20 protein-coding genes are annotated in these 19,687 nt (G+C 72.6%); 14 read left to right on the forward strand and 6 right to left on the reverse strand.

Annotated features, from left to right (window positions below; genetic code table 11):
• Positions 1-39 precede the first annotated feature (39 nt).
• The 8 genes from MXD62_RS34330 to MXD62_RS34365 all read left to right on the forward strand — a co-directional run bounded on the left by MXD62_RS34330 (position 40) and on the right by MXD62_RS34365 (position 9,441).
• Positions 40-567, forward strand: coding sequence for an RNA polymerase sigma factor (locus MXD62_RS34330; RefSeq protein WP_248833504.1), 528 nt, complete (start codon positions 40-42; stop codon positions 565-567).
• Entirely contained in the window at positions 564-1,784 is a 1,221-nt protein-coding gene (locus MXD62_RS34335; RefSeq protein WP_248833505.1) for a hypothetical protein, read from the forward strand. The genes MXD62_RS34330 and MXD62_RS34335 overlap by 4 nt, the downstream gene beginning before the upstream one ends.
• 271 nt (positions 1,785-2,055) lie before the next feature.
• Positions 2,056-3,750 (forward strand): TIR domain-containing protein, encoded by a 1,695-nt coding sequence (locus MXD62_RS34340; protein ID WP_248833506.1) that lies wholly within the window; start codon positions 2,056-2,058, stop codon positions 3,748-3,750.
• Positions 3,751-3,844: 94 nt separating this feature from the next.
• A complete protein-coding gene (locus tag MXD62_RS34345; protein ID WP_248833507.1) occupies positions 3,845-4,552 on the forward strand; it encodes an HAD family hydrolase in 708 nt (235 codons plus the stop codon).
• Positions 4,549-5,673 carry a CaiB/BaiF CoA-transferase family protein gene (locus MXD62_RS34350; RefSeq protein WP_248833508.1) on the forward strand — a complete coding sequence of 375 codons (1,125 nt, stop codon included), beginning with the start codon at positions 4,549-4,551 and terminating at the stop codon, positions 5,671-5,673. The genes MXD62_RS34345 and MXD62_RS34350 overlap by 4 nt, the downstream gene beginning before the upstream one ends.
• A 118-nt stretch (positions 5,674-5,791) precedes the next feature.
• Positions 5,792-6,919 (forward strand): FAD-dependent oxidoreductase, encoded by a 1,128-nt coding sequence (locus MXD62_RS34355; RefSeq protein ID WP_248833509.1) that lies wholly within the window; start codon positions 5,792-5,794, stop codon positions 6,917-6,919.
• 7 nt (positions 6,920-6,926) lie between these two features.
• Positions 6,927-8,282: an amidohydrolase family protein gene (locus MXD62_RS34360; RefSeq protein WP_248833510.1), complete on the forward strand. Its 1,356-nt coding sequence runs from the start codon at positions 6,927-6,929 to the stop codon at positions 8,280-8,282.
• Between the two features lie 151 nt (positions 8,283-8,433).
• A complete protein-coding gene (locus tag MXD62_RS34365; RefSeq protein WP_248833511.1) occupies positions 8,434-9,441 on the forward strand; it encodes a LacI family DNA-binding transcriptional regulator in 1,008 nt (335 codons plus the stop codon).
• A 59-nt stretch (positions 9,442-9,500) separates the two neighbouring features.
• Here the strand turns inward: MXD62_RS34365 and MXD62_RS34370 are convergent, their stop codons facing one another.
• Positions 9,501-9,890 carry a helix-turn-helix domain-containing protein gene (locus MXD62_RS34370; protein WP_248833512.1) on the reverse strand — a complete coding sequence of 130 codons (390 nt, stop codon included), beginning with the start codon at positions 9,888-9,890 and terminating at the stop codon, positions 9,501-9,503.
• A 102-nt stretch (positions 9,891-9,992) separates the two neighbouring features.
• Here MXD62_RS34370 and MXD62_RS34375 point away from each other — a divergent pair, with 102 nt between their 5' ends.
• A complete protein-coding gene (locus MXD62_RS34375; RefSeq protein ID WP_248833513.1) occupies positions 9,993-10,616 on the forward strand; it encodes an NAD(P)H-binding protein in 624 nt (207 codons plus the stop codon).
• A 12-nt stretch (positions 10,617-10,628) separates the two neighbouring features.
• On the opposite strand, the gene MXD62_RS34380 is transcribed toward MXD62_RS34375, so the two are convergent.
• From MXD62_RS34380 to MXD62_RS34395, 4 genes are all read right to left on the reverse strand, one after another.
• A complete protein-coding gene (locus MXD62_RS34380; protein WP_071059945.1) occupies positions 10,629-11,270 on the reverse strand; it encodes a CatB-related O-acetyltransferase in 642 nt (213 codons plus the stop codon).
• A 77-nt stretch (positions 11,271-11,347) separates the two neighbouring features.
• Positions 11,348-12,115, reverse strand: coding sequence for a glucose 1-dehydrogenase (locus MXD62_RS34385; RefSeq protein ID WP_248833514.1), 768 nt, complete (start codon positions 12,113-12,115; stop codon positions 11,348-11,350).
• A gap of 30 nt (positions 12,116-12,145) precedes the next feature.
• On the reverse strand, positions 12,146-13,189 hold the full coding sequence (locus MXD62_RS34390) for a phosphotransferase family protein (protein ID WP_248833515.1): 1,044 nt from the start codon (positions 13,187-13,189) through the stop codon (positions 12,146-12,148).
• Positions 13,186-14,388: an acyl-CoA dehydrogenase gene (locus MXD62_RS34395; RefSeq protein ID WP_248833516.1), complete on the reverse strand. Its 1,203-nt coding sequence runs from the start codon at positions 14,386-14,388 to the stop codon at positions 13,186-13,188. The genes MXD62_RS34390 and MXD62_RS34395 overlap by 4 nt, the downstream gene beginning before the upstream one ends.
• Before the next feature lie 173 nt (positions 14,389-14,561).
• On the opposite strand from MXD62_RS34395, the gene MXD62_RS34400 reads away from it, so the two are divergent.
• From MXD62_RS34400 to MXD62_RS34420, 5 genes are all read left to right on the forward strand, one after another.
• Positions 14,562-15,143 (forward strand): TetR/AcrR family transcriptional regulator, encoded by a 582-nt coding sequence (locus MXD62_RS34400; RefSeq protein ID WP_112107908.1) that lies wholly within the window; start codon positions 14,562-14,564, stop codon positions 15,141-15,143.
• A gap of 85 nt (positions 15,144-15,228) precedes the next feature.
• Positions 15,229-16,113 carry a hypothetical protein gene (locus MXD62_RS39955; protein WP_248833517.1) on the forward strand — a complete coding sequence of 295 codons (885 nt, stop codon included), beginning with the start codon at positions 15,229-15,231 and terminating at the stop codon, positions 16,111-16,113.
• Positions 16,114-16,161: 48 nt separating this feature from the next.
• Positions 16,162-17,001 (forward strand): patatin-like phospholipase family protein, encoded by an 840-nt coding sequence (locus MXD62_RS34410; RefSeq protein WP_248833518.1) that lies wholly within the window; start codon positions 16,162-16,164, stop codon positions 16,999-17,001.
• A 220-nt stretch (positions 17,002-17,221) separates the two neighbouring features.
• The gene (locus MXD62_RS34415) at positions 17,222-17,440 is read left to right on the forward strand and encodes a pyridoxamine 5'-phosphate oxidase family protein (protein WP_248833519.1); all 219 of its coding nucleotides are present in this window, start codon (positions 17,222-17,224) and stop codon (positions 17,438-17,440) included.
• Between the two features lie 273 nt (positions 17,441-17,713).
• On the forward strand, positions 17,714-18,196 hold the full coding sequence (locus tag MXD62_RS34420) for a PaaI family thioesterase (protein ID WP_368862495.1): 483 nt from the start codon (positions 17,714-17,716) through the stop codon (positions 18,194-18,196).
• On the opposite strand, the gene MXD62_RS34425 is transcribed toward MXD62_RS34420, so the two are convergent.
• A complete protein-coding gene (locus MXD62_RS34425) occupies positions 18,177-19,370 on the reverse strand; it encodes a winged helix DNA-binding domain-containing protein (protein WP_248833521.1) in 1,194 nt (397 codons plus the stop codon). The genes MXD62_RS34420 and MXD62_RS34425 overlap by 20 nt on opposite strands.
• Between the last annotated feature and the right edge of the window lie 317 nt (positions 19,371-19,687).

The raw sequence follows: 19,687 nt of genomic DNA on the forward strand, positions 1-19,687 counted from the left end.
GGGCGAGCATCGGATCAGCGCCTGGTGCGTCTATGTAGCGTGAAACAGACAACTACGCTGGCGGCGGGTGAGCCTCCCGGGGTCGCCGCCGTCTTCGCGGCGCACGGGGCGGGGCTGTTCCGCCTGGCGGTGCTGCTCGTCGGCGATCGGGCGACCGCCGAGGACATCGTCCAGGACGCCTTCGTCGGCCTGCAGCGACGATGGCCTGACCTGCGCGACCCGGGGCGTGCACCCGCCTACGTCCGTACCGCCGTCGTCAACGGTGCGAACTCGGCCCTTCGCCGCCGGGCCCTGACCCGGCGCCTGCACGCGTCGCACCCTCCGCCGATCTGGTCGGCCGAATCGGCCGAGTACGCGGCGATTGTCGGCGAGGACCGCCTTGAGGTGATGCGGGCACTGGCCCGGCTGCCCCCGCGGCGCCGTGCAGTCCTCGTCCTTCGCTATTACCTCGATCTCACGGACGACGAGATTGCCGATGTTCTGGGCATCAGCCCGTCCAGTGTCCGTTCCACCGCGAGCAGGGGCCTGCGGACGCTGAGTCGTGTGTTCGGGCAGGAGGAAGCATGAGCACCACTGAGGATCGGCTCCGCGATGCCCTCGCCGCGACGGCGCTCGCCGCGGGGCCGGTCCCGGAGCTGGTCATGGGCCTTGCCGCGGGCCTGGCCCCCACCGCGCACCGCCGCCGACGGCGATACGCCGCCGTCCCTCGCATGGCGTTTCCGGTCGCCGCGGCGACACTTGTGCTGATCGTTGTCGGGGTGATCGTAATGGTGCTGCGTCATGACGTACGCGATCCGGCGATGCTGGCAGCCCCCCCGTCCAGGCCGCACTTCGTCGTCAGTATCACGGGCGGCGGATCCCTCGAGGTCTTCGAACAGGATTCGCCGACCGGGACACGGCGCCTGAGCGTGCCGAACCCGCCGGGAGTCGTCTTCCACGGTCTCAACCCGACGGAGGACCACCGCGTCTTCTTCATCAGCGGCAGCGACACGCGTGGGGGTGCCGAGGTCGGAAGTATGGAGGGCGTGGTGGCGTATCTGCTCACCATCGATCGCTCCGGGCGGACTGCCGCCCTCACCGAGATCCGGAACCTCGGCGGCGTCGGGGAGGACTTCACCTCGGCGTCCCCGGACGGCACCCGACTGGTCCGCGGGAGGCTTCCCACCGGTCCCGACCTCGACGGTTCGGCGCAGTCCTCGCCCTACCGCATCGAGATCGTCACTCCTGGCACCTCGGAGACGAAGACCTTCACACTCGCCCGCAACGGTCCGGGCACCAGCTATTCCTATGGTGGTGCCGGGTCCTCCTTCAGCTGGGACGCCACCGGTCGGTACCTTGCCTTCTTTCTCTCCGGAACACGAGCGGACGACGGCATCCGCATTCTCGACACCGAGGCCGACGGGGGCGATCTGATCGCCAACTCCCGGCTGATTACTGGAACGGCGCGACTCTCGACTCCGACGGCGCAGACCCGGACCGGCACGCCGGTGCTCAGCGCCGACGCCAGGCACGTGTACGTCATCGCCTCGGAACAGGCCGCGGACGGGAGCGGGGTGTCCCGGGTGGTGGAACTCGACGCCCGTGACGGCCGGCAGACCCGGGTTCTGCTCGAGCAGCGCAACACCGACCCCGCTCACTCCCTCGGCCAGATGGCGGTCGACCTGGTCGACGGTGATCTGCGCCTGCGTGACAGCCACGACTGGCGCTACAGCATCGACGTCTCGACCGGTGCCGTGGCGAAGCTCCCCCCGTGGCATGGAGAACTACTGTCCATGGCCTGGTGACGTGACCTTCTTCGTCCGCCGGCGGAGCACGGTGAACTCGGCGTCGGCGTCGGCGGGGGCGGGGACGCGGCGCCGTCCTGTGGTGGTCGGTCTCACCGTCAGCCCGGCCTGGTGTACCTGGTCGATCAGGCAGCCGAGGTCGCCGGTGCCCGGTTGCGGCGCGGTCGCCGCGGGGGGAACGGGTCGAGCCACGAGTTGTCACGGGGAGAAGCCCGGGGCGTGACGGGGTGGCGCCATCAGCGGATCGCCACCTGTGCCAGGGTGTGTGCCCATGGCATCGGGGGACTGCGACAACGGGGGCGCGGTGGCGAATGTCGCCGGGACGGACTTCTTCGTCTCGTACGCCACCGCCGACGAGGCGTGGGCGGAGTGGATCGCCTGGAACCTCGAGGAGGCCGGGTACAGCACCCGCGTCCAGGTCTGGGATTTCGCTGTCGGATCTCATTTCGTTCACGAAATGCACCGGGCGGCAGGAGGCGCGGCCAGGACGGTCGCTGTGCTCTCCGCCGAGTATCTCGCTTCGGCCTACGCCGAGGCCGAATGGGCGGCGGCCTGGGCGCGTGACCCGATCGGCATCCATCGCCGGCTGCTTGTTCTCCGGGTCGGCGAGTGCGAACAACCCGGCCTGCTGCGACAGGTCGTCGGGACGGACCTGTTCAACGTCGACGAGAACACCGCCCGGGAGCGCGTGCTGGCGGCGGCCCGCGGACAGCGGCACAAGCCGAAGTCACCACCGACCTTCCCCGGCAGGCCCGCCACGGCGACGGCGTCCGCGAGTACGCCCACACCGGCACGGCGGTCGCCTCCGGCGCGGCCGAAGTTTCCCGGAGGCCGGGTACGGCGCGGGCCGTGGTCGGTCCCACGGGTGCTGATCGCGCTGGTGCTGCTCGCGGCTCTCACCGGAGGTGGGATCGTGGGCATCGGAGCCCTCAAGGACCGGCCAGGCGGTTCCGGGCCGTCACCGTATGCCGACACCGGCTGTAAGGACGTACAGGTGCTGGGTGGCCTGGCCGGTTCGCCCTACAGCCTGTACGCCCAGACGCTCGCCGACCTCATCAACGATCGCGCACTCAACGGCGGCAACCATTGGTCGGCCACCGCTGATCTGAGCACGTCAGGGACCTCCGCCAGCCTGCGCACCCTCGCCGCGGACCCGAAGTGCACCCTCAGCCTCGCCCAGCTCAACGTCCCGGTGGACGCGGAACGCGGGCTGGGGGATTTCCGTCCGGAGAACGGCGGTCCCATCGCCGGTCTCCGCTACGTCGGGCAGGTCTACTACGACATCGTGCACCTCATCGTGCCGCCCGACTCGCCCATCCGTGGACTCGTCGACCTGTGCGGGAAGTGGGTTCTCGCTGGACGGGACAGCTCGGGCACCAACCAGATCAGCACTGTGCTCATCCGGTACGTGCAGGACACCTGGAACTGCAAGGTGCACAGCAGCCCCGACGAGGGGCTCAAGACGGCGCTGCCACGACTGGATCCATCCTCGACGGCCCCGGTGAACGCCGTCTTCTGGGCAGCTGGTGCCCCGACGAAGCTGATCAGCGACTACCTCGCAAAGGGGCACATGATCAGGCTCGTCCCGCTGAACGACGGTCGCGTCGCCGTCGCCAAGGAATGGTCCACCGTCTACCCGGACGTGAGTCAGCCATTCGTGGCACTGCCGCTCGGCCCGGAATATCCGGGGGTGGCCAAAGTCGACACCTTCGGAACGCCGAACGGCGTGGTCGCGATGAAGTCGACGGACCGGCCGCTCGTCGCCTTTGTCGCGCGGATGCTCCAGGAGCGGAGGAAGGACTTCGAGCACGACCTGTGGCCGGCGCACCCACCGGGTTGGTTTCCCACCCCGTGGTCGTTCGCCGATTCCGGTCTGTGTCAGGCGGTCCCGCTGCACGACGCGGCCTACAAGGCGTACCTCCAGGCCCCGGACGGGCAGGCGCCATCCGGCTGCCGGGTCGGCTGACGGGACATCCGACGGATCGTGGGCGCCTGGCGCCGGATCCATGGCTTCCCTCCCGAGCCCCGGCACCGCGAGCGTCGTATGGATACTCGGGCCGATGACCGCAGCACCTCTCCAGGCAGTGATCTTCGATCTTGACGGCACTCTGTTCGACCACGACAGCTCGGCGCGCGCCGCGCTGCGCCAGTGGCTCCCGCGGCTCGGCGTCGCCGTCACGGACGACCTGGTGAACTCCTGGTTCGCGGCCGAGTACCGGCACTTCACCGCGTGGCAGAACGGGCTGGTCACCTTCGTCGGGCAGCGGCGCGGACGGCTCCGTGAGTTCCTGCCGCAGCTCGGTCACCCGGTCGGCACCGACGACGACCTCGACCGGCTCTTCGCCGACTACCTGACCTGCTACGCGACGACCTGGGCCAGGTTCGGCGACGTCGACGCGGCACTGGCCGCGGTCTCCCGGGCCGGCCTCGCGACGGCCGTGCTCACCAACGGTGTCGACCGCCAGCAGCTCGCGAAGGTCCGGGCGATCGGTCTCGCCGGGCGGGTCGGCCCGGTGTTCACCGCCGAGGCCCTCGGCGCGGCGAAGCCGCATCCGTCGACCTATCTGGCGGTCTGCGAGCGCCTCGGCGCCGCGGCCGGGTCGGTGCTGCATGTCGGCGACCGGCACGACCTCGATGTGCTGGCAGCCCGGGCGGCCGGGCTGCGCGCCGTCCACCTCGACCGGACCGGCCTCGGCCCGCACGACGAGCCGGACCGCATCACATCCCTCGACCAGATCGCCCGATACCTGCATAGGTTTGGCGGGTGACGTTCCCTCTGCGCGGGGTCCGCGTTCTCGACCTCGCCCGGCACTATCCCGGCGGGTACTGCACCCTGCTGCTGGCCGACCTCGGTGCCGAGGTGGTCAAGGTCGAGGCCCCTGGCGCCGGCGATCCGCTCCGTGGGCCGGCCGGGACGTCCCCCGCTCACATCGGCCTCAACCGGGGCAAGCGCTCCATCACCCTTGACACGCGGCGGCCGGCGGGGCTCGACGTGCTCCGCCGGCTCGTGGCCGGGGCGGACGCCGTCGTCGACAGCTCCCGCCCGGGTGCCCTGGAGGAGGCGGGCTTCGGGTATCCGCAGGCGGCAGCCGTCAACCCGCGGCTGGTGTGGGCGGCGCTGTCCGCCTTCGGTGCTGACGGCCCCTACGCCGGACGGGCCGGCCACGAGGTCACCTTTCTCGGTCAGTCCGGCGTGCTGGCCGCGATGGCCGAGCAGCTCCCGTGGATGCCCCAGACGGCGATCGCCGCGCCCATGGCCGGTGCCGTCGCGGCGATGGCCGTGGCCGCCGCGCTCGCCGGCGCTGCCCGAACCGGAACCGGCTGCTTCGTCGACGCCTCGATCACGGATGCCTCGACGTGGCTGTTGTCCGGCATGCCGGCCCAGTTCACCGCCGGTGCGCCCAAGTTGGGATGGGCTGCGGGCCGCCGGCTCTACCGATGCGCCGACGACCGGTGGGTGAGCGTCTCGGCAGCCGAGTCCCGGACCTGGCGTGCGCTCTGCCGTGTCCTCGACGCCGACGATCTGGCGGACCGGCTCACGGCCCCCGTCGAGGAGCAGACGGCGATGGCCGAGCGCTTCGAGAAAGTCTTCGTCACCCGGCCGGCGGCGCAGTGGATGGAGTCGGACCCCGCCGCGACGATCGGCGCGGTGAACGAGGGCCCGGATCTGCTGACCGATCCGCACGCCTCGGCACGCGGAGCCCTCGTGGACGTCATGGGCACGCTGGTGCCAGCGACGCCGGTCCGGCTCCGGGACGCCGAGGGACGACGGTCGTCAACGCCCACCACCGGACCGCCGGCGCTCGGCGCGGACACCGACGAGATCCTCCTCGCCGCCGGCGTCCCCGACGGCGAGCTCGCCCGACTGCGGGCCGACGGCATCATCTGAGCTGGCCCTGTTGGTTGACTGCGCGGGCATGGCGAGTCAGGGTGAAACTAGTTACTGAAACTAGTTTCAAGGGCGCGTGACGCGGCGAGAGCCGACGGCCCGGAGGGAAAGGACCGGCATGGCTGAGAACGTGGTCGTCATCGGTGCCGGTGCCTACGGCGCGGCGGTCGCCGCCTCACTGGCGCGCCGCGGTGCCCGGGTCGTCATCGTGGAGGCCGGCACCCCCGCGGGCGGCACCTCCGGTGCGACGTTCGCCTGGATCAACGCCTCCAGCAAGCAGTCACACCCGTACCACGCTTTCGGGGTCGCGGCGATGGACGCCCACCGCAGGCTGGCGGCCGAGACGCCCGCCGGCGACTGGTACCACGAGTCCGGCAACCTGCAGTGGGAGACCGCCGATGACGAGCACGAGGTGCTGCGCCGGAAGGTCGCCACCGTCGTCGCCTACGGGTACGAGGTGCGCTGGCTCAGCCGGGCCGAGGCGCTGAAGCTCGAACCGGACGTGGATCCCGCCGCGCTTCCGGCGGACGAGATCGCCTACTTCCCGCGGGAGGGGTGGGTCGAGCCGGCCCGCCTGGTCGGCCACCTGCTCTCGAAGGCGGTGTCCCGGGGCGCCGAGCTGGTGACCGACGACCCGGTAGTCAGCCTGCGGATCGCCGCTGGGCTGGTACGTGCCGTGGGCCTCGCCTCGGGTCGCTCGATCTCCGCGGGCGCGGTCGTGAACTGCGCGGGGCCGCGCGCCGGCGCGATCGCCGGGCTCGCCGGCCTGGATCTGCCGATGCGCAACACCCACGGCGTGCTCGTCCACACCTCCCCGGTCACCGTCTCGGCATCCCGCGTCATCCACGCGCCGGACGTCCACCTGCGACCGGACGGGGGCGGACGGCTGCTGCTGCACACCCAGGCGATCGACAGCGCGGTGCGTATTTCCGGCAACGGTGAAATGAGCGCGGACGGATCGGCGGTCGAGACGATCCTCGAGGCGAGCCGGGTGCTCTACCCGGGAATCCGGGCGGCGACGGTGGAGAAGGTCCGGATCGGTGAACGGCCCATTCCCGGGGACGGCCTACCCGTGCTGGGGCGGGCGGCCGAGCTGCCCAACTTCCATTTCGCCGTCTCGCACAGCGGTGTGACCCTGAGCGTGCACGCCGGTGACCTGGTCGCGGCGGAGGTGACGGGGGAGGACCGCGGCGACGAGCTCGCCGCCTTCCGGTTCGAGCGGTTCCACCCGGTGGGGGCCCGGTGAGGGGCGGATGACGCGCACGGTCGTCCTGAACGGAGGTGACCTCGTCGACGGCCGGGGAGGGGAACCGCAGCGCGACGTCGACATCATCGTCGTGGGCGACACCGTCCGCGAGATCACCCCCACCCGGTCCGCCGAGGCGTACGTCGCCGTTGACGAGATCGTCGACTGCGCCGGAAGGCTGGTGCTTCCGGGCCTCGTCAACAACCACACCCACGGCACCGCGTTCGGGCCGCTGTTCCCCAGCGGGCAGGTGGGCCTGCCGCGCGAGCAGGTGCTGGCCAACCTCGACCGGCACCTGCTGGAGGGGACGACGACGGTGCTCTGCGTGGACGGCTTCGTCACCGCGGCGGATCTCGCCGGCACGGACGAGGCACATCCGGTCAACGTCCGGCTCGCCTCCTGCAACACCCCGGCCTGCCTGGCGGCGGCGACCATCGTGGACGGCGGCGGTCTCACCGAGGCGAACCGGAGGTTCACCGCGGGGCAGGCAGTCGACGCCGGCGCGGTGGCCCTCGGCGAGATCGGGGCCGGGCACACCCTCGGCGGGGGAGGGGCGTGTTACCGGTACATCCCGGTTGAGATCGAGCGGCGCAGCGGCGTGACGATCACGCCGCGGCAGGCCAGCGGGCTGCGGGACGCGGTGCTGGGCCGGCACATCTCGGCGTCCGCGTTCGACCGGGACGGCGTCGATCGGGCGCTCGCGGACGCGGGGCTGGCGGGCCGACTGTCGGCCGAGGAGGCGCGTGAGATCGTCTCGGCCGTCGTGCTGCCGGCCTTCGACGTCGCGCTGCGCGGGCTCACGGAGGCGGCCGACCAGGCCCGTGAGGCAGGCGTCCCGGTGGTGGTGCACAATGCGGCCGCGTCGATGACCCAGGTCGCCGCCATCGCGAGGACCGACGTCCCACTGGTCGCGGGGCACTCGAACCACTCGAGCTTCGGGCTGCGCGAGGCCCTCGACCACGCCGAGCGGCTCAAGGAGCTCGGCGCTGTCGTGGACGTCTCCACCCTCGACACGTTCGGTGCGCGGCGGCTGACGGCCGGCCCCGAGCTGCTCTACGCGATGTTCTCCGCGGGGCTGGTCGACACGATCTCGACCGACTACGCGGGCGGCCACCACGACCCGGTCCTGCTCGCGATCGACCGGGCCGTCCGGGCGGGCGTGGTGACCCTCCCGGCCGCGGTCGCGATGGCGACCGCCAACGCCGCGGACGCCATCCCCGGTCTGGCGCCACGCCGTGGCCGTGTCGTCCCCGGGGCGATCGCCGACCTGGTGGTGACAGACCCCGCGGAGCTCCGCGACGTGGGTACTGTCATGGTCGGCGGCAGGTTCGCCGTTCGCGACGGCCGGTGCGTCGCCCGCTGACGGGCCGCCCTCCTGACCGGGCATCCGACGGCCGCCTACCGACTGGACGGCCGCCGGGACGTCAGCCCGCAGGGCACCCGACCGGAGCGTCGGCCGACCAGGCGGCCTGACCGGGCACCGCCGGAACCGTTCGGAGGGACGCGCAGCGACCATGGCGAAGCGAGTCACCATCGGTGACGTCGCTGCGCACGCCGGCGTCTCCACGGCGACGGTCTCCCGCGTGCTCAACGGGGGCGCCGTCACCGAGGCGACCGCGACCCGGGTGCGGGAGGCGGTAACCGCGCTGGAGTACAGCCCCAACGCGCTCACCAGAAGTATCTTCGCCGGTCGCTCCAGCACGATCGGTGTTGTCATCCGTGACCTGAGCAGCCCCTTCTACCTCGACCTGATCCGTGGCATCGACGACGTGGCCGCCGCCAACGACAGCCTCGTCATGCTCGCCAACACGTTCCGCCAGGCCGACCATGAAATCGCGCTCGTCAGGATGATGGACGAGCACCGGGTGCGCGGCCTGATCGTGACCGCCGGCGAGCAGACCGACAGCCGCACCCGCCGCCTGGCCGAGACCGGCACGCCGTGCGTGATCGTCGCGCGTACCGTGCGGGACCCTCCGCCCGACCTGCACGCCGTCAGCCTCGACAACGTCGGGGCCGGTCGTCTGATGGCCAGGCATCTGGCCGGGTGCGGGCGGTCGTCCGTCGGGGTCGTCACCTCCGGGAGCCGCCCGTCCCAGCTCGAGCGCACGGCGGGGCTGCGGCAGGCGCTCATCGAGCTCGGACGTCCGCTGCCCGCGGACGCGGTGGCCGTCGCCGAGACGGCGGAAGAGGCCGACCATGCTGTCGGCGCGCTCCTCGCGCGCGCGCATGCTCGCGGAACGCCGTTGGACGCGGTCGCCTGCGCCACGGGCCGCCTGACCGTCGCCGCGTACTCGGCGCTCACGGCTCGCGGCCTCGCCATTCCCGACGACATCGCGTTCGTGACGATGGACGACTTTCCCTGGGCCACCGCGCTCGGGATCACCGTGATCACCCAGCCCTCGTACGAGATGGGCCGGCGGGCAGCCGAGCTCGTCGTCGAACGTCCCGGTGAAGCGGTCAGCATCGTCTTCGAGCCGACGCTGGTCGCCCGCGGCTCCGCCGGCGAGAGAAACAGTCCGTGACCTGAGCAGCAGCGGTCAGTGTTCCGGGACGCCTCGGTCAGGGCAGCCGGGCGGGCTCGTCACGAGCCGGTGGGGTCCAGGCTGCCCGCGCCGTCGTGCGCCTCCCGGGCTTCGAGCAGTTCGTCCCAGTGCTCCTCCGCCCAGGCGCAGGCGATGGCCATCGGCTCCAGGATGCTGCGGCCCAGGGGGGTCAGCTCGTATTCCACCCGCGGGCTCGGCCCGGCGTACACGGTGCGCCTGACCAGACCGTCCCGCTCGAGGGAGCGCAGCGACGCGGTGAGCACCTTGGGAGAGACCCGGCGCAGCGGAACCCGCAGCTCGGAGAAACGGCGCGGGCCGTGCTCGAGGCACCGGATGACGAGCGCCGCCCACTTGTCGCCGAACCGGATCGGGTTGAGCGAGGACGGGCACAGCTCGTCGAACATGTCGGAGGGCAGCGGTTCCCTCATGGCGGCATGGTAGCCGCTATCCGGGAGGTAACCGCTGTCCCCCATAGCGTCCGGGCACTGGCCGGGCGTGAGGGCTCCGGCTCCGGTGAGAGGCGGTCCCACATGAACATCGTGATCTTCGGCGCCGGGGGTCGGGCCGGCCGGGAGGCCGTCGCCGAGGCGTGCCGGCGCGGTCACCAGGTCACCGCCGTGGTGCGCGACCCGGCACGTCACCAGATCCCGTCCGACGTGCGGGTAGTGCAGGGCGACGTCGTCGATGTGGCGAGTGTCGAGGAGGCGGCGGCCGGGCACGACGCCGCCATCAGCGCCGCCGTCGACCTGGCGGTGCCGTCCCACGATTTCTTCACCGCGTCGGCCCGTGCGCTGAGCACCGGGCTGCCGACGGCCGGGGTGCGCCGCCTGGTGCTGGTCGGCCTCGCCTCGATCATGGCCGGGGCGTCCGGTGTCCCGTTGATGGACGAGCCCGCCTTCCCGGCCGAGTACCGTCCCTTCGCCCTCGGCCATGCGGCGGGTCTCGACGAGCTCCGGGGCCGCGATCTCGACTGGGTGTACGTCGCACCCGCCGGCGACTTCGATCACGACGGAACGCGCACCGGCCGCTACCGCGTCGCCGGGCACGCGGACTGGGCGAGCCGGATCACCTACGCCGACTTCGCGATCGCGCTGCTCGACGAGATCGGGACACCGGGCCACCACCGCGCGGCGCTCATCGTCCGGGAGGCGTGACCCCGCGCCCGGCTACCTGGGGGCCGCGGCCTCGAGGTCGTCGACGCTGCCGGCCATGATGGTGCGGATGTGCCGGGTGATGTGCTCGATCGGCCAGTCCCACCAGGCCAGCGCCAGCAGGCGGGCGACGTCCGCCTCGCTGTGGCGCAGGCGGAGGAGCCGCGCCGGGTCGCCCCCGACCACGCCGTAGTCGGGGACGTCGTCCACGACGACCGAGCCGGACCCGATGATCGCGCCGTGGCCGATGCGGACGCCGGGCATCACCATGGCGCGGTACCCGAACCAGACGTCGTTGCCGACCACGGTGTCACCGCGGCCGGGCAGGCCGGTGATGAGGTCGAAGTGCTCGGCCCAGGAACCGCCCATGATCGGGAAGGGGAAGGTCGACGGGCCGTCCATGCGGTGGTTCGCGCCGTTCATGATGAAGCGCACGCCCGCGCCCAGCGCGCAGAACCGGCCGATGACCAGTTTCTCCGGCCCGTAGTGGTACAGCACGTTGCGGGTCTCGAAGGCGGTCGGGTCGTCGGGGTCGTCGTAGTAGGAGAACTCCCCGACCTCGATCAGCGGCGAGGTGCACAGCGGCTTCAGCAACACCACCCGCGGCTGCCCGGGGACCGGGTGCACCACGGTCGGATCGGCGGGCACGTCCGCCATCACGAACCACCTCCCATCAGGCCACGACAAGACCCAATCACGGCGGCGCACCGCCGGGCCGGAGTCAGCCGGCAAGCTCAGTGACCGGACATGCCGCCGTCCACCGCGAGCGTCGTTCCCGTGATGTAGGAAGCTCCCGGGCCGGCCAGGAAGACCACCGCCGCGTCCAGCTCGTGCTGCTCGCCGAGCCGGCGCAGCGGGCTGGTGTTGCCGATGAACGTCATCAGCTTGTCTGGTGGGATCTGTGCCGTCATCTCGGAGGCGAAGTATCCCGGGGCGATGGCGTTCACCCGGATCCCCCGGCGGCCCGACCACTGCTGCGCCAGGTCCCGGGTCAGCCCGATCAGCCCGGCCTTGCTGGCGGCGTAGGCGGCCTGCGGTGCGTAGGACTTGATGAGCCCGAGAACACTGGCGATGTTGATGATGCTCGAGCCCGGCTCCATCACCCGGGCGCACGCCTGCGCCGCCCAGTAGGCGCCGTTGAGATTGACATCGATGACCCGCCGGAACTCCTCCGGCCGCTCGTGGAGGGCGGGTACCGCGGTGCCGACTCCGGCGTTGTTGACCAGGATGTCGATCCGGCCGAACTCGGCGACCGCCGCCTCGACGAGGGCGGTGCACTGCTCCGGGTCACTGACGTCGGTGGTGACCGTGAGCGCCCGCCGTCCCGTCCCGCGGACGTCCCGCACGACCTCCTCGAGGCGGTCGGCGCGGCGGGCGGCGAGCACGACGTCCGCGCCGGCCTGGCCGAGCGCGCGCGCGAAGCCGACGCCGAGCCCCGAGCTGGCGCCGGTGACGACGGCGACCCTGCCGTCCAGCCGGAACAGGTCCAGCACGTTGGTCATGGTGTCTCCAGGGTCACGGTCTCTCCCAGGTCAAGGTGTCTCCAGGTTTCCGCTCAGGGCGCGCAGCCCGGCCGCGGCGAGTGGCGCCGTCGCCTCGCCGACGGAGTCGAACCCGGCGCCGCGGGTCACGCCCTGCCTGAACCGGTAGTGGATGCCCTCCGCGATCACCGCCACCTTGAAGTAGCCGAGCGCGAGGTAGAACGGGAAGTTGCTCAGGTCCCGGCCGGTGATCTCGGCGTAGCGGCCGGTCAGCTCGCTCGCGGCCGGCAGGCGCGGGCTGGTGGACGCCGCCGAGCCGCCCAGCACCGGCGCGAACGCCGGATCGGAGTAGGCGATGTGCACGCCCAGGTCGGCGATCGGGTCGCCCAGGGTCGCCATCTCCCAGTCCACCACCGCGCGTACCGTCGCCGGGTCGTCCGGCGCCACGATGACGTTGTCGATCCGGAAGTCGCCGTGCACGATCGACGCGCCGCTCTCCACCGGGTGCGCCTCGGCGAGCCTGGCGTACAGGGCGTCGACATCGGGCAGGGCGCGGGTGCGGATCCGCTGCCACTGGTCGTTCCACCGCCGTACCTGGCGGCCGAGATAGCCCTGCGGGCGGCCGAAGGCGCCCAGCCCGACCCCGTCCGGGTCGATGGAGTGCAGCCGCGCCAGCACGTCGATCAGGGCGTGGGCGCAGCGGTCGATGTCGGCCTGGGGGAGCGCGTGCAGCTCCTCCTCGGTGCGGATGACCGGGCCGGGAACGTACTCGACCACGGAGAACGGCACGCCCAGCGGGTCGCCCTCGCTGTGGGCGACCGCGCGGGGGACGGGGACCACGCTGTCGGACAGGGCCGACACCACGCGGTGCTCGCGGAGCACGTCGTGGGCCGACGGGGTGAGCCCACCCAGCGGCGGCCGCCGCAGCACCCAGCGGGTCGTCCCGTCGGTGAGCAGGTACGTGAGGTTCGAGCGGCCGCCCGACAGCCGCTCGGCCGTCAGCTCGCCGCGGAAACCGGGGATCCGCTCGGCGAAGAACCGGTCCAGCGCCGGCAGGTCCAGCCCCTCGACGGCGGTTCTCGTCGGGCGCGTCACCGGGCGGCCGTGGCAGCGGTCGCGGCGTGCTGCCTGATCGCGCGGCGCGCGATCGCCCAGCGATGGGTCTCGGACGGGCCGTCGTAGATCCGGAACGGGCGCACCTCGCGCAGGAACCGGCTCAGCGGGACGTCCCCGGACACCCCGAGCGCACCGCAGATCTGCAGGGACCGGTCCACCACCCGCCACACCGCCTCGGCGCAGAACGTCTTGCCGATCGACGTGGCCTGTGCGGCCGAACGGCCCTGGTCGAGCTCCCAGCAGGCCCGCAGGATGAGGCCCCGGGAGGCGGCGATGTCGATCTCGTTGTCGGCGATCATCTGCTGGACCATGCCCAGCTCGCCCAGCCGCGAGCCGAACAGCTCACGCTCGTCGGCACGCCGGATAGCGATGTCGTTGGCGTGCCGGGCGATGCCCAGCCAGCGCATGCAGTGCGTCATCCGGGCCGGGCCGAGCCTGACCTGCGCATTGCGGAAGCCCGCGTCGACCTGGCCGAGCACGGCGTCGTCGGGCACCTCGCAGTCCTCGAAGAGCAGCTCGACGTGGCCACCGAACAGGCTCTGGTCGAGCGTCTCGATGTGCCGCACCGTCTTCATACCGGGGTTGTCCGCGTCGACCAGGAACATCGTCGCGCCGCCCGCGTCCCCGGGGCTGCCCGAGGTGCGGGCCATGCAGATCGTGACCGCCGCCCCGTCGCCGCCCGTGGTGAACCACTTGCGCCCGTTGATCCGCCAGCCCCCGTCGACCCGCTCGGCACGGGTGGCCAGCGCGCTGGGGTCCGACCCGGCGCCGGGGGCGGGCTCTGTCATCGCGAAGCAGGACCGGATCTCGCCGGCGGCGAGGGGGCGCAGGTAGCGCTCCTTCTGCGGGCCGGAGGCGACGGCCTCCAACAGGTGCATGTTGCCTTCGTCGGGGGCGGCGATGTTCAGCGCGAGCGGGCCGAGCAGCGCGTACCCGGCCTCCTCGAACACGGCGGCCCGACCGCGCATGTCCAGCCCGTGGCCGCCGTACCCGGTGCTGACGTGCGGGGCGAACACGCCCGCCTTCCGTGCGGCGTCCTGCAGCTCGCGCCGCACCGCCTCGGAGGGGACCGGGTCCCGATGCCGCTCCTCGACCGGAAGCACCACGTCACGGACGAACCGCGCGGTGCGCTCGGCGAGGTCGGCGACCGCCGGCTCGGGCGCGAGGTCAACCACCATCGGATCTCCTGGCTGCCGCAGGGGCTAATGACTATTAGCCAGATGCTAGACACGGCTTTGCGCTGGCCGCAAGTGATCCTGACTATGATGCGAGGTGACGGTGGCCAGGCTCGGCTATCACCTGTTAGCGATCGGGGAGGGACGTGGCGGGAAAGAGCGTGGCGGGAAAGGACGTGGTCCGGCCCAGTTCGGCGCGGTCCGCGCAGATCCGCGCCGCCGCGCTCGACCTGTTCACGCGCTCCGGCTACGAGGCCACCACGATGGCCGACCTCGGTGCCGCCGTGGGCATGCGCGGGCCCAGCCTGTACAAGCACGTCGCGTCCAAGCAGGACGTCCTCGAGCAGATCATGACCGGCACCATGGAGGCGCTCCTGGCCGCGCACCGGGCGGCCGTCGCGACCACGGCGGACCCGGTGGAACGGCTGCGGCGTGCCACGGAGGCGCATGTCCGGTACCACGCGCGGCACCGGCTGGAGGCGTTTGTCGGGAACCGCGAGATCCGCAGCCTCACCCAGCCCAACCGCGAGCGTGTGCTGGGCCTGCGCGCGGAGTACGAGCGGTGCTTCCGGGACCTCATCGAGGCCGGCCTGCGGGCGGGGCGGTTCCAGGTGGAGTCCGCGAGGCTGGCCTCGTACGCGATCCTCGACCTGGGGATGGGCGTCGCGGTGTGGTTCCGCGATGACGGCGAGCTGACCGAGGACGCCGTGGTCTGGCAGTTCAGCCAGTTCGCCCTGCGCATCGTGGGCGCATCGTAGGCGCGGCCGGCTTCGGCCAGCGATCAGGTGGGCGGGTCCCGGCGGTAGCGTCGGCGCGGTGATTTCCCTCCCGGACCGGCCGGCGGTGCCTGACCCCACGCTTCCCGTGGCGGCGATCGACGCCGCCGTGCGCGTGCTGGACTTGAACGACGCGCGCAACGGGATCGAGCCCCGTGAGGGCCTGGCGTTGCGGGTCCTGAAGCTGGTCGAGGAGTGCGGGGAGGCGAGCGCCGCCCTGATCGGCCTGCGCGGCCAGAACCCGCGCAAGTCGCGTTCCTCCGAACAGGATCTGGTGGACGAGCTTCTCGACGTCGCGCTCAGCGCCCTGGTCACGGCGGCGTCCCTGACCGGCTCCTGGGCGGAGCGGTTCGGCGATCAGGTGCTGGCCAAGACGTCGCGGCTGGTCGCGGCGATACCAGGGGAGCCAGGGGCGGCGTCACCGGCACCGGGCGCGGTGCCACCGGCGGCGCCGGCCGTGGCGCCGGGTGTCGGCCCCGGTGGTGATCCCGGCCGGCCGGCTGGCCGCGGACGCGGCATCCCCACCGCGCCGTCCGTCATGGCGATGGTGCGGGAGTTCCACGGCGCGCTGGGTGACGACCTGCCGGGCTCGCCGCGTCTCCAGGACGCGGCGACCCGCCGGCTGCGGCGCGAGTTCCTGGCCGAGGAGGCCGCGGAGGCCGTCGCCGCCGACGAGAACGACGACCTCGTCGGCCTCGCCCAGGAGCTGGCCGACGTCGTGTACGTCGCCTACGGCACGGCCGCCCGGTACGGGATCCCTCTGGACGCGGTCCTCGCCGAGATCCACCGCGCGAACCTGACGAAGGAGGCGCATCCCGCCGGCGGCAAGGCGGTCAAGGGCCCGACGTTCCGACCGGCGGACGTCGCCGCTGTCATGGGCTTCACACCCGCTGCACCCGCGGAGGCCGGTGGGCCGGCCGGGCGAGCCGTCGACGAGCGCGTCGAGCCGTAGCCGGCGGGCCTTGACCTGAACCCGACTTCAGCCCCGACGCTGATCGGCATGACCTTCTCCGACGGTGCGGCGGTCGTCCTGGGGCCGGGTGGGCTGGTCGGCACGGCCTGGCTGCTCGGGCTGGCAGCCGGCCTGCGCCGTGGTGGCGTGGACCTCGCCGACGCCGATCTGATCGTGGGAACCTCCGCGGGTGCGATCGCGGGGGCGGTCCTGGCCACCGGCGGTGACCCCGAGCGCCTCTCCGCCCTGCCCGATCCGAGCCCCGACCCGACCGCTCCGCGGACCCGCCCGGACCGCGGCCCGATGGGCGAGGTGTTCGCGATCCTCGCCGATCAGGCCGATCCGGAGCGGGTCCGTCGCGTCGGCCGGATCGCGCTCACCGCCCCGACCATTCCCGAGGACGTGCACGTCGCCCGGATGGCGTGGCTGATCGGAGCCCACGACTGGCCGGACCGGCGGCTGCTGATCACCGCGGTGGACGTCGAGACCGGCCGGCCAGTCGTCTGGGACCGCGGCAGCGGCGTCCCGTTGGCCTCCGCCGTGGCGGCCAGCTGCGCCATGCCCGCCGCCTACCCGCCGGTGACCATCGAGGGCCGGCGCTACATGGACGGCGCGCTGGGCGGCGGATCCAACATCCACCTCGCTGACGGCGCCGACCCAGTCGTGGTCATCGAACCGGGGGCTCCCAGGCCCGGGCCCGCCGTGCCGGCCGCCGTGTCGCCCGTGGCGGTCGCCGTGCGGCCCGCGCCCGCCGTCGTGCGGATCGCCCCCGACGAGGCCGCGCGGAACAGCTTCGGCCCCGACCTGGGTGACCGGAGCCGTTGGTGGCCGGTCTACCAGGCCGGGTTGAACCAGGCCCGGACGGCCGCCGGACTCATCCGCCGGTGAACCGGACTCATCCGCCGGTGAAGTCGAGCGAGTTCCGTAGGCCTCCCGCTACCGTCATCTGACGGTTACCCGTAGGCGGCGTCGGCGGGACGATCGGTGGTGTGGAGCATTCGGCTGCCGAGCGGGGCGCGGCTGAGGGCCGATTTTCCGTCTCTCGGCGGCGTAGTTCGTCCAGGTCGCCGGAGGCGACCTGGCGTGGCCCGACTACCCCGGCAACAACATGTTCAACAGTCTCGGCAACCTGCAGGTCGACGACACGGCCGCGCTGGCCTTCGTCGACTTCGGCACGGGCGACACCGTTCAGATCTCGGGCCGCGCGCACGTGGAATGGGCGGACCCCGGCCCGGCGGACGACGACGGCGGAACCGGCCGGCGCGTGGTCTTCACCGTCTCCCGGGTGGTCTCGGGTGGCCCGCCGTTGCCGATCCGCGCCGTCTGACCCGCCCCGATCCGTGCGGACCGGACTGTCTGACTGGTCTTCGGCCTGATCGCGTCACGGGGGCGAGGCGCGGCTGGGAAGTAATTTCCAACTCAGACGGTCTGGGTGGCTAGGCTCCTTCTCATGCCGTCTGCCGCGCCCGACGAGCCCGCGTCTGAGTCCGAGCCAGAGCCTGTGTCCGAGCCCGAACTCCGGTCCGCCGGTGCACCGGCGGAGCCCGCCGCCGCGCCGCCGGGCGCGGACCCCAGCTGGGGCGACCTGCGCCGCAAGACCGTGACCTGGTACGACCCGGCCGCCAGCGCGCGGTCGAGCCTGGCCATGTCCGGCCTGGAGTTCCTGCGGGCGATGGTCGACGGCACCGTCCCGCCCCCGCCGATCTCGCGGGTGTTCGACTTCCGCCCGGTCTCGGCGGAGGTCGGCGACGTGGTCTTCACCTGCGAGCCGGACGAGTCCGCGTACAACCCGATCGGGCTCGTCCACGGCGGTCTCGTCTGCACCCTTCTCGACACCGCGGCGGGCTGCGCGGTGCACACGACACTGGCGGTCGGTGTCGCGTACACCTCTCTTGAGATCAAGGTCAACTACGTCCGCCCGGTCCAGGTTCTCCCCGGCCGGGTGAACACGCTGACCGTGCACGGATGGGTCACCCGTCCCGGCCGCCGGGCGGCATTCGCGGAGGGCGACGTCCGCGACGCGCAGGGCCGGGTCGTGGCCACCGCGAGCAGCACCTGCCTCGTCATGGGCGCCGGGAGCTGACGGAAGCCTGTTGGCCGGCCGGGCGCAGGAACCGTTCGACGTCGGCGGCCTCGGAACGCAGCGCCTGGGTGACGGCAGGGGAGAGCGGGGCGAAGGCAGTCAGCTCGACCCGCCCGGCGCGGACGGCCCACGTGCCGGCCGCCCGGCCGTCGACCAGGGCGAACGGGCGGAAGATGCCGTTGGACGTGACGATGCCGCGGTGCGGCCCGACGATCCAGTCCCGCGACTCCCAGCCAAGCAGGACCGGGTCGAACTGACCGAGCAGCCTCGGTGGCGGCATCCGGCCTGCGCCGGCCACATCGGTGGCGCCGTCACCGCCCGCTACGCCCGCCACGGCCGCCGCGCCTGCCCCGGCCGGGCCGGCCGCGGGGGCTGCCGGCCCGAGGCCAGGTGGGCACCGAAGCTGCGCGCGGCCGTCGTCGCGGTCGGCCAGGTCCGCGGCGATCGCGGCCAGCCCGCGGCGGGCGTCGCCCAGGGGCAGCCCGACCCAGCGGGCGAGATCGCGGTCGGTGGCCGGGCCGTGGCCCGCCAGGTACCGCCGGGCCAACTCGGCCAGCGTGTCGTCGCGCTCGCGGGGCTCCGGCGGCGGGCCCAGCCAGTCGCGGACGAGCACGTACGCCTGCTCGCCGCCGGCCACCGGGCCGCGCACGACCAGGCCGCGCACCGACGCCTCGATGAGGATGTAGATCAGCGCCTGCCCGTCCACCGGTACGCCGGCACCGCGGAGACGCTCGCGCAGCGCGTCGCGGCCCAGCGGCCCGTCGGCGGCCAGCGCCCGCTCGACGACCGAGACGCCCCTCTCGGCCTGGGCGGGGGAGACGCCCTCCTCGGTGAACCGACGCCGGATCTGGGCCTGCATCCGCGGGGCGGTCAGCGGGTGCAGCCACCAGTAGTCCTCGGCCCGGACGAGGTGCAGCGTCCCCCGGTTCAGCCAGGTGACGACGAGCGAGCGGTCGGTGGTCAGGGCCTCGTCGACGTCGGCGGCGTGGGAGCCGGCCGCGCGTGACCGGATCGTGAGGCGCATGCCGCGGGGGTCCTGCGCCTGCACGGCGAGGAGGTGGGCCACCACGTCGACGGCCGTTGACCGCGCCGTGCCCGCCAGCCCCTGGGCGGTCAGCCGGGCGGCGGCGACGGCGGGTGTCACATCACCTGGTGACGCGCTCCGACCGGCCATCCCGTCAGCCTGCCAGCCGGGCCACCCCGGCCGGGCTCGGCCCTCCGCAAGGTGAGATCCGGCTCGCCGGGGGGCCGCGTGACCGGCGTCCTTCACCTTTTCGACCCGACGTGTTCATCCACCGTTCTTCGGCGTATTGGTCGGGTGCTTTAGGCCTTGCGTCGATTGGATTACGTGATGATCGGATTCGAAGTTACGTTTGCGATCGGGAATCCGCGGTAGCACGATTGCTCGCGGCGGCCCGAACAGCCCGATTCGGGTCCGGTGCGCAGGGGGCGGGGGAACGGGCATTGGTTCCGTTCCCAGGGATCCGCCTG

The sequence above is a fragment of the Frankia sp. Mgl5 genome, from assembly GCF_023242985.1.
GTDB lineage: Bacteria > Actinomycetota > Actinomycetes > Frankiales > Frankiaceae > Parafrankia > Parafrankia soli.

Coding starts and splice junctions, on each gene's coding strand:
- MXD62_RS34360 (WP_248833510.1), top strand. CDS start 6,927: ATGACGCGCACGGTCGTCCTGAACGGAGGTGACCTCGTCGACGGCCGG.
- MXD62_RS34395 (WP_248833516.1), bottom strand. CDS start 14,388: ATGGTGGTTGACCTCGCGCCCGAGCCGGCGGTCGCCGACCTCGCCGAG.
- MXD62_RS34335 (WP_248833505.1), top strand. CDS start 564: ATGAGCACCACTGAGGATCGGCTCCGCGATGCCCTCGCCGCGACGGCG.
- MXD62_RS34385 (WP_248833514.1), bottom strand. CDS start 12,115: ATGACCAACGTGCTGGACCTGTTCCGGCTGGACGGCAGGGTCGCCGTC.
- MXD62_RS34370 (WP_248833512.1), bottom strand. CDS start 9,890: ATGAGGGAACCGCTGCCCTCCGACATGTTCGACGAGCTGTGCCCGTCC.
- MXD62_RS34340 (WP_248833506.1), top strand. CDS start 2,056: ATGGCATCGGGGGACTGCGACAACGGGGGCGCGGTGGCGAATGTCGCC.
- MXD62_RS34365 (WP_248833511.1), top strand. CDS start 8,434: ATGGCGAAGCGAGTCACCATCGGTGACGTCGCTGCGCACGCCGGCGTC.
- MXD62_RS34375 (WP_248833513.1), top strand. CDS start 9,993: ATGAACATCGTGATCTTCGGCGCCGGGGGTCGGGCCGGCCGGGAGGCC.
- MXD62_RS34415 (WP_248833519.1), top strand. CDS start 17,222: ATGTTCAACAGTCTCGGCAACCTGCAGGTCGACGACACGGCCGCGCTG.
- MXD62_RS34425 (WP_248833521.1), bottom strand. CDS start 19,370: ATGGCCGGTCGGAGCGCGTCACCAGGTGATGTGACACCCGCCGTCGCC.
- MXD62_RS34355 (WP_248833509.1), top strand. CDS start 5,792: ATGGCTGAGAACGTGGTCGTCATCGGTGCCGGTGCCTACGGCGCGGCG.
- MXD62_RS34345 (WP_248833507.1), top strand. CDS start 3,845: ATGACCGCAGCACCTCTCCAGGCAGTGATCTTCGATCTTGACGGCACT.
- MXD62_RS34380 (WP_071059945.1), bottom strand. CDS start 11,270: ATGGCGGACGTGCCCGCCGATCCGACCGTGGTGCACCCGGTCCCCGGG.
- MXD62_RS34410 (WP_248833518.1), top strand. CDS start 16,162: ATGACCTTCTCCGACGGTGCGGCGGTCGTCCTGGGGCCGGGTGGGCTG.